The sequence below is a fragment of the Aeromonas sp. QDB25 genome (assembly GCF_027707725.1).
Taxonomy (GTDB): Bacteria; Pseudomonadota; Gammaproteobacteria; order Enterobacterales; family Aeromonadaceae; genus Aeromonas; species Aeromonas caviae.
This window is the reverse complement of the sequence record NZ_JAPCIZ010000070.1, coordinates 14,287-21,286: the sequence shown is the minus strand read 5'-3', so window position 1 is coordinate 21,286 and position 7,000 is coordinate 14,287. Positions and strand designations below refer to the sequence as shown.

Annotated in this window: 6 protein-coding genes; 5 read left to right on the top strand and 1 reads right to left on the bottom strand. The window is 59.7% G+C overall.

The features are described 5' to 3' along the window. Nucleotides 1-1,446 precede the first annotated feature (1,446 nt). A complete protein-coding gene (locus PG883_RS18715; RefSeq protein ID WP_114523075.1) occupies nucleotides 1,447-1,761 on the top strand; it encodes a hypothetical protein in 315 nt (104 codons plus the stop codon). 1,812 nt (nucleotides 1,762-3,573) lie between these two features. Here PG883_RS18715 and PG883_RS18710 read toward each other — a convergent pair. Further along, nucleotides 3,574-3,939 carry a hypothetical protein gene (locus tag PG883_RS18710; protein ID WP_171865423.1) on the bottom strand — a complete coding sequence of 122 codons (366 nt, stop codon included), beginning with the start codon at nucleotides 3,937-3,939 and terminating at the stop codon, nucleotides 3,574-3,576. A 444-nt stretch (nucleotides 3,940-4,383) separates the two neighbouring features. On the opposite strand from PG883_RS18710, the gene PG883_RS18705 reads away from it, so the two are divergent. The 4 genes from PG883_RS18705 to srlE all read left to right on the top strand — a co-directional run. Then, entirely contained in the window at nucleotides 4,384-4,554 is a 171-nt protein-coding gene (locus tag PG883_RS18705) for a hypothetical protein (RefSeq protein WP_171865424.1), read from the top strand. Nucleotides 4,555-5,030: 476 nt separating this feature from the next. Further along, nucleotides 5,031-5,177: a hypothetical protein gene (locus PG883_RS18700; protein WP_270793593.1), complete on the top strand. Its 147-nt coding sequence runs from the start codon at nucleotides 5,031-5,033 to the stop codon at nucleotides 5,175-5,177. A gap of 399 nt (nucleotides 5,178-5,576) precedes the next feature. Next, on the top strand, nucleotides 5,577-6,134 hold the full coding sequence (srlA, locus tag PG883_RS18695; RefSeq protein ID WP_043133530.1) for a PTS glucitol/sorbitol transporter subunit IIC: 558 nt from the start codon (nucleotides 5,577-5,579) through the stop codon (nucleotides 6,132-6,134). Between the two features lie 20 nt (nucleotides 6,135-6,154). Beyond that, nucleotides 6,155-7,000: PTS glucitol/sorbitol transporter subunit IIB (gene srlE / locus PG883_RS18690; protein ID WP_270807603.1), on the top strand; the 846-nt coding region annotated here is incomplete at its 3' end.

The following is a 7,000-nucleotide window of genomic DNA, read 5'->3' as shown; positions in this document are numbered from 1 at the left end:
CGTCGGGCACTCGACCCGCGCCGCGGGCCTGCTCCTCGGCCAACCCGCACCACCTACCGTCCGTAGCGGAGCCAGATCCCGAGATTTCCCGCGTGCCGCCGGTGGCCACCCCGGTGCTGGAGCGTCGGCCGACATCTCCTCCGCCGGTTTGCTCTTGTGCCCGTCCTTGCCGGAGCCTGAGCGCCGGAGCTCATCCGGATTACCTGGTGATCACTCGGTGGCCAGCACCGCTGCGCCGGTAAGGCCACCAGCCCCCCCAGGTCGCCGTTTCGGTGAAGGCCGGTGAAAGTCCACGAAGGAGATGATGAGCACGCAGCTGCAGCGCCGGGCCGACCCGGTTGTTGCCAGTAGCAACCCGAGCTGGTGGGTGGACGAGTTTTCTTCCCCGGAGAGCGATTTAGTCCAGCCTTTCGATAAGTGACTGAGCGATAGGGACTTTAGAAGAGCGAGAGGTGGACTAAATCCTGACGCTGCCCGCACCAGCAGGCTGGTAAGGCAGCTTGGTGAGGTCGGAGTGCCCCTTGCTTGTCTGACGAGGACATCGAGTGGAGAGGCACCGGGACGGGCCTTCTCTTTGGTTCCATCTCATTGATCGCTTTGATATTATGCGACCCATGGCGAGCTAGTTGATGGCTCCATGGTTTGACGACTCTTTGGAGCGACGGTTTGATCCAACCGTTCCGCCAACGTCAGCTGGTCCGCCACCCAAAATGACGAGCTTGGTGGGGCAGCTGCAAAGCTGGCCGGTTTGGTACCCGGTGTGCCAACCCTACCCTGCTTGTCACTCACTGCGAGATTTCGGCGGACTGGATAGTGGCTCATAGAGCGCCGGTTCATGGTTCCCGGTAAGACCAACGCAACTCAGTTCGCCACCCTCCCCTCACCCCACCGCGCGTCGCATGTCAGCTCTCGAGTGATAAAGTCCTTCCAGTACACCAAGCGCCCGGCTGCGTCTTCAGGTCGGCAACACGCCTGTGGCCACCAGCGGTGCTGGAGTTCGACGAGCGCTTCGTTCCCTGGAATCCCTGCAGAGCTTGACCGACGTTGTCCGTGAAGGACGCGCACACCCGGAACTCACGTCTTCAGCCCGGCGGCACCGCGGTACCAACGGGCACTCGACTCACGTCGGCCGACATCTCCTCGGGCACATTGCCCCTCACGATGTCCGGGCAGGACGGTAGCCTCCCTGTATCTGCAACTCACCAGGTAAACTCCTGGCAGCGTGCTGGGCGATCTCATCTCGGGTCGCGCCTGTCGGCACCACCCCAGATCCGCTGGAGGTCCGGCTACCCGAGCTGACTGCAGCGGCCAGCGTCCCCACATGGTTGTCCGTCACCCACATTCACCTTCACTTGGCTTTCCCGCCGGTACCGGGCTCCCCGTACTGACGTGTCTGCCTGCTTTTGATATGTTTCACCATATCTGGGCAATTACCGAGGCGATTTTATGAGTTTTTCTGCTCTCACGCTGAGCTTTGACGTTTATCTGGTCGTCTTAGCTTGTGCCACTGGGTACGCGATTTATCGAGGGTTTAAGTGGGTGCGCGACATTCAGGCCACCCAGAAACACATCCTCGCAAGGCTTAAACAACAAGAGAGCGCAAGTGCCCTCAAGGAGTACGAGACTGCCGAGGCATTGAAGCGCGTTCAATCTCAAATGGAATTGCTCGCCTATCTGGAGCAGAAGCGCATCGAGCGTGATCTCGAACAGGACGAGACGGCTTTCAAATCCATGAGGGCTCGCAGGACGTCGTCACGATAGCACCCCACCCTTTACTCACGCACAAGGCCGGGCACATCTCCGCCGCCCGGCCCCACCCGCCCGTCCTTTCAGGACAATTAAGCCCCGACGCGCAGCCATCTCCCAGGTGATCACCCGGCGTGGCCAGTACCGACGGATGTTCGAGTGCTGTCGGCCGACATCTCCTCCGCCGGTTTGGGCCCGTGGTTGTCCGTGCAGGAAGATCTGGGTCCGAGCTCATCACGTTTGCCTGGAACGCCCTGGTACCGACGGGCGCTCGACGCGCGTCGTCCGGCGGCTCCTCGGCCAACATGACCCTCTCGATGTCCGGGCAGGACGACAATATCCCGGGATCTGCACTTCACCTGGTAAACACCTGGCAGCGTGCTGGGCGTTCTCAACGCCGGGGTCAACCCAGTAAAGCGGGTTGACAGGCGCAGCGACCAGGCTGGAGCGCACGGTGCCGGGCGAGGCTGTCCGTCCTCCACTTTCACTTTCCGTTTTTCTCCCGCCGGTTTATCGCAGGACGCTGCTCCGCCGGTGGCCACCCCGGTGCAGGCGTGTCGGCCGACATCTCCTCCGCCGGTTTCACCCCTTGCCTGTCCTTGGCGGAAGCCGAGCCGAGGGAGCTCATCACTTCTCCTGGTGGCCATGCACGCTGGAGGCAGTTCTCATCCAGCTGCTGCTCGCACGCAAGTTCTCGAGCGCCGTTGTCCATGCCGGACAAAATCGTGCCGGTCTGATGTCTTCAGCCTGGTCTACCCCGGTACCGACGGTCACGCGACTCACGTCGGCCGACATCTGCTCCGCCGGGTTGCCACAGTGGGCGTCCGTAATGGAGCCTGTCCCCGAGGTTTCGCGCGTGCCGCCGGTGGCCCCACCCCGGTGCTAGAGTTCGACGAAGTCTTCGTGCCTGGTAAACCCGGCTGCATGGCACCCTGGATGTCCTTCGCGGACATAATCGACCGGATCTCACGTCTTCAGCCTGGTCATCTCCCGGTACCGACGGGCACGCGACTCACGTCAGCTGACATCGCCGGGATCAGATCCAACCCGCTGACTTCCGCGCAGGACGGGGAAGTACCGAGGTTTTCGTCCCGCCGGTGGCCCCACCCCAGTGCTGGAGTTCGACGAAGTCTTCGTGGCCAGGAAACCCTGCAGGATGAGCCTGTCGTTGTCCTCGAAGGAATTTGAGACCCGACGACGTCTTCAGTCACGTCTTCCGCCAGGTCAGCACCCCGGTGCAAACTGGCGCAGCAGTTGGGTGACCCGCGCGCTCCTCATCGAGCCAGAACGGCAGATTGAGCCGTAGAAGTCCGTGCAGGAAGGTAGGCCCGGTGGTTGATGCGTGCCACCTGGTGGCCAGCCACGTCACGGGGCGTCAAGGTTGCGTCGCCTGCCCTCTCCTCGGGGAAAACTGGAGCCCGACGTCACCGAGCAGCTGCTGGCACGCCAGTTCGAGCTTCTTGAATGTCCATGGAGGAGATCGTGGGCCCGGCGGCGTCTTCAGGTCCGGCTGCACGCGGGTGCCACCCCGGTGCTGGAGTGTCGGCCGACATCTCCTCGGCCCGGAAGCGTGTGTGCGGATCCGCCGCGGACTTTAACCGGTGAAGCGGACGACATCACCAGGTGGCCACGGGCGGAGCGGGTCGAGCAGGGTGGCGTGGGCTGGAGGCGCGGTGTTCGAGCGAGGATGTCCTGCCCGGTGAGCGTCTTTAGCTCTTGCCCTGACAGAAAGCGATAGATGGGTGGAGGGGGAAGTGAAAGCCCGACAGTGCCGGGCTGACGTTGGTCGTGTGGGCGCTATTTCATAGCCGCATTCCAATAGGCTAGTCAGTGGGTTGTCTGTTCCTCACCCCGCGCTTCTTCCTCTATGGTCACACGCAGCCCGGCTGCACGCAGTTCGTTTTCTAACTTCTTAATGGTCGACACGTCTTCCTCCCAAGACTCACACACATCGTCTAGCCGTTGGGTTAACTCTCGGATGGTCTGGGTGGAAGCGACGTGATCTGTTATGAGGAGTTCTATCTTGTCGAGCAGCCGGTCATTCTGGGCCAATAAGCGGTTGTTCCTCTCTACCTCGCGTAAAACCAGATTGAATCCTTCTTCGGCACGCTCACTCATTTTCCTGTACTTGTCCATTGAGACCCCGCGCTCGGGGTAAAACAGACCACGCATCATTGACCTCAATGATCCCATCTACAACTCCTTGGCATCCAGTAATTCCATAATGATTGTGGGGTCAGATTACTCATAACTTACTGATTGCCAAGGCCCAAATTGGCGCTGTGCGCGAAGATATGTGCGCGGTATTTTGTGCGTGAGATCGCCGCAAACCGCTTGTGGCAAAGCCCCTAGCAAGGTTGGCGATCCGTACATATCAGGGAAAGCGCTCGAAAATAATTTTCAGTGATGCTGGGGGCATTCTTCCGGGTGTCTGGCGCTGGCCTAAAGCAGGTCTTGCTCACCGGGATGGACAGCTCGGGGTGAAGGGCCTGTGCAATTGGCTGCAATCCACCAGGTGGGCGTCCGGCTAGGACAGCGGGCTTGCGTCGCCCTGGAACGACCGGCGTGGACGGGTCGCGGGGTGTGGCATGAGCGGATACCCTTAAGGCTGTATCCCCTACCACGCAAGGACACGCCATGACTACCTATTACCATAACTGCCGGAGATGCGGCTGTACTGTGGACAGCGAGCGCTACAGCAACGGTCGTGATGGAGAAATCCATCAAAACGACACGATCTGCAGCCGGTGTAAGGCTCGTGAAGAAGAAGAGCAGAGGTACAACGATCTGATGCTAGATGATGATTGAGGCGCATCCGTCTCTTCAGGCTGGGAACCTCCGGTTACCAGATGCAGGGAGGAGTTTGCCATCGAACCACCCGCAAAACCCCCTGCATAAGTCTTTAGGTCTCCCCCCCCCGGATAAATGATCATCGCTGGTATGGTTTTTTATCGGAGGGGGGCCGCACCGGAACCGGGCGCTCAGCGCCACGGTACCCGGAGATGACCTGGCCTGCTCTAAACTCTCGCCGTCCGTCAGGGACGCCCACCCCCTTCATCGCCTGGAGTTACCAGGACAACCCGGCTGTATTCAAGGTCACATCCTCCTGCCAGTCCCGCCGGGACAAGAACAACCCTTTGCCACTTTCACCTGGAGCGACGTGAAGGTTTGCGTCTTGCACCCGACTCTCGGGATTCGCATACTGGGTTGGCTCGATTGAGTCAAAGGAAGTTCTTATGAGGCCCATAAGTCCATGTTTCGTCCAGCGTCATGAGGGAACACCTGTGCGCTTCGTGCTGGTGGACGACGAAGTGTATCTCCCCAAGGATGACTTCATCCGTGTCACGCGCTTTTGTTTCATCTCACCTGACGGTGATTGGAGAAAAGTTGCTAACGGTTATCGATATGCCGCAAAAATAAGCGTGATCTGAATCACCAATTTAAAGCGCGCACAAAATAAAGCATATATAAAACAGTAGGATATGTTTAATTGCGCCCGAGGTGCCCTTGTGCGGCCGCGATGTGTGTATGGGGAGGGAGGGGCAGTTGGGGCGCCTCAGGGAGTGGGGATGTCGTTGCCCCGTTTGAAAACCAGCGAAGCAACCGTAGCGGGAACAGGCATTCTAGGCTGGACAAAAAACGCCAACTTGGTCACATTATGAAAACCAAAATTAGCAAAGTGACGTTCAGTGTGAAAATATCAACTTACCGGGTCGCCAGCCAAACACGATAAGCGAACAGCTGCAACCTGGAACCAACCGCACGTCCGGCACCTTATCAACGGCAGGACGTGTCCCCTTCACAGATGGAGTCAACTTGAGGACTACACCATGGATGTAATTATTCATGCAGCGGAATGGTTCATTGCACTATTCCAAAAAGGCGGAGACGTCTTTGTCGGCATGGTTACCGGCATACTGCCGTTGCTGATCTCGCTGATGGTGGCGATGAACGCCCTGATCCAGTTCATCGGACAGGAGCGGGTGGAGCGCCTGGCTGCCAAGAGCGCCGGCAACCCGGTGTCCCGCTACCTGATACTGCCGGTCATCGGCACCTTCGTGTTCATGAACCCCATGACACTGAGCCTGGGTCGCTTCCTGCCGGAGCGTTACAAGCCGTCCTACTACGCAGCCGCATCCTACAGCTGTCATTCCATGAATGGCCTGTTCCCGCACATCAACCCCGGTGAATTGTTCGTCTATCTGGGCATTGCCAATGGCCTGACCACGTTGGGCATGCCGCTGGCTCCCCTGGCCATCAGCTACCTGCTGGTCGGTATGGTGAGCAACTTCTTCCGCGGCTGGGTGACCGACTTCACTACCGCCATGGTGGAAAAACAGCAAGGCGTTCGCCTCAGCACTGACGTCCACATTCGCGTAGCCGAGTAAGCCAACCAGGAGCAGACATCATGGCAAATTCATTGTACATCACCAAAGGCAGCGGCGGCTGGGGTGGTCCTCTGACCATCGACATCGAGCCGGGCAAGAAGGTCCTCTACATCACCGCGGGCACCCGACCGGACATCGTGGACCGCATGGTCGAACTCTCCGGCATGGAAGCGGTGGACGGTTTCAAGACCTCCATCCCGGATGACGAGATCGCGGTCGCCGTCATCGATTGCGGTGGCACCCTGCGTTGCGGCCTCTACCCCAAGAAGCGGATCCCGACGGTGAACATTCACTCCACCGGCAAGAGCGGCCCGCTGGCCAACTTCATCGAGGAGGATATCTATGTCTCTGGCGTGCAGCCGGACAACATCCAGCTGCAAGCCCAGGCCGGGAATGCGCCTAGCCAGCCGAAACAAGCGGCGAAACAAGAAGCGCCGCAATATGACAGCAGCAAGAAGCTGAGCGAGCAGAGCGACAGCCTGCTGGCCCGCATCGGCATCGGCATGGGCGGGGTGATGTCCACCTTCTTCCAGGCCGGCCGCGAAACCATCGATACGGTGCTGCGCTCCATCCTGCCCTTCATGGCGTTCGTGTCCATGTTGATCGGGGTCATCCTGGCCTCCGGGGTGGGTGATGTGATTGCACATGCCCTGATCCCGCTGGCCAAGAGTCCCGTTGGCCTGATGACCCTGGCGCTGATCTGTTCCTTCCCGTTCCTGTCACCCTTCCTTGGCCCGGGCGCCGTCATCGCGCAGGTCATCGGTGTGCTGGTAGGGACCCAGATCGGTCTTGGCAACATTCCGCCGCACCTGGCACTGCCGGCCCTGTTCGCCATCAATGCCCAGGCTGCCTGTGACTTCATCCCG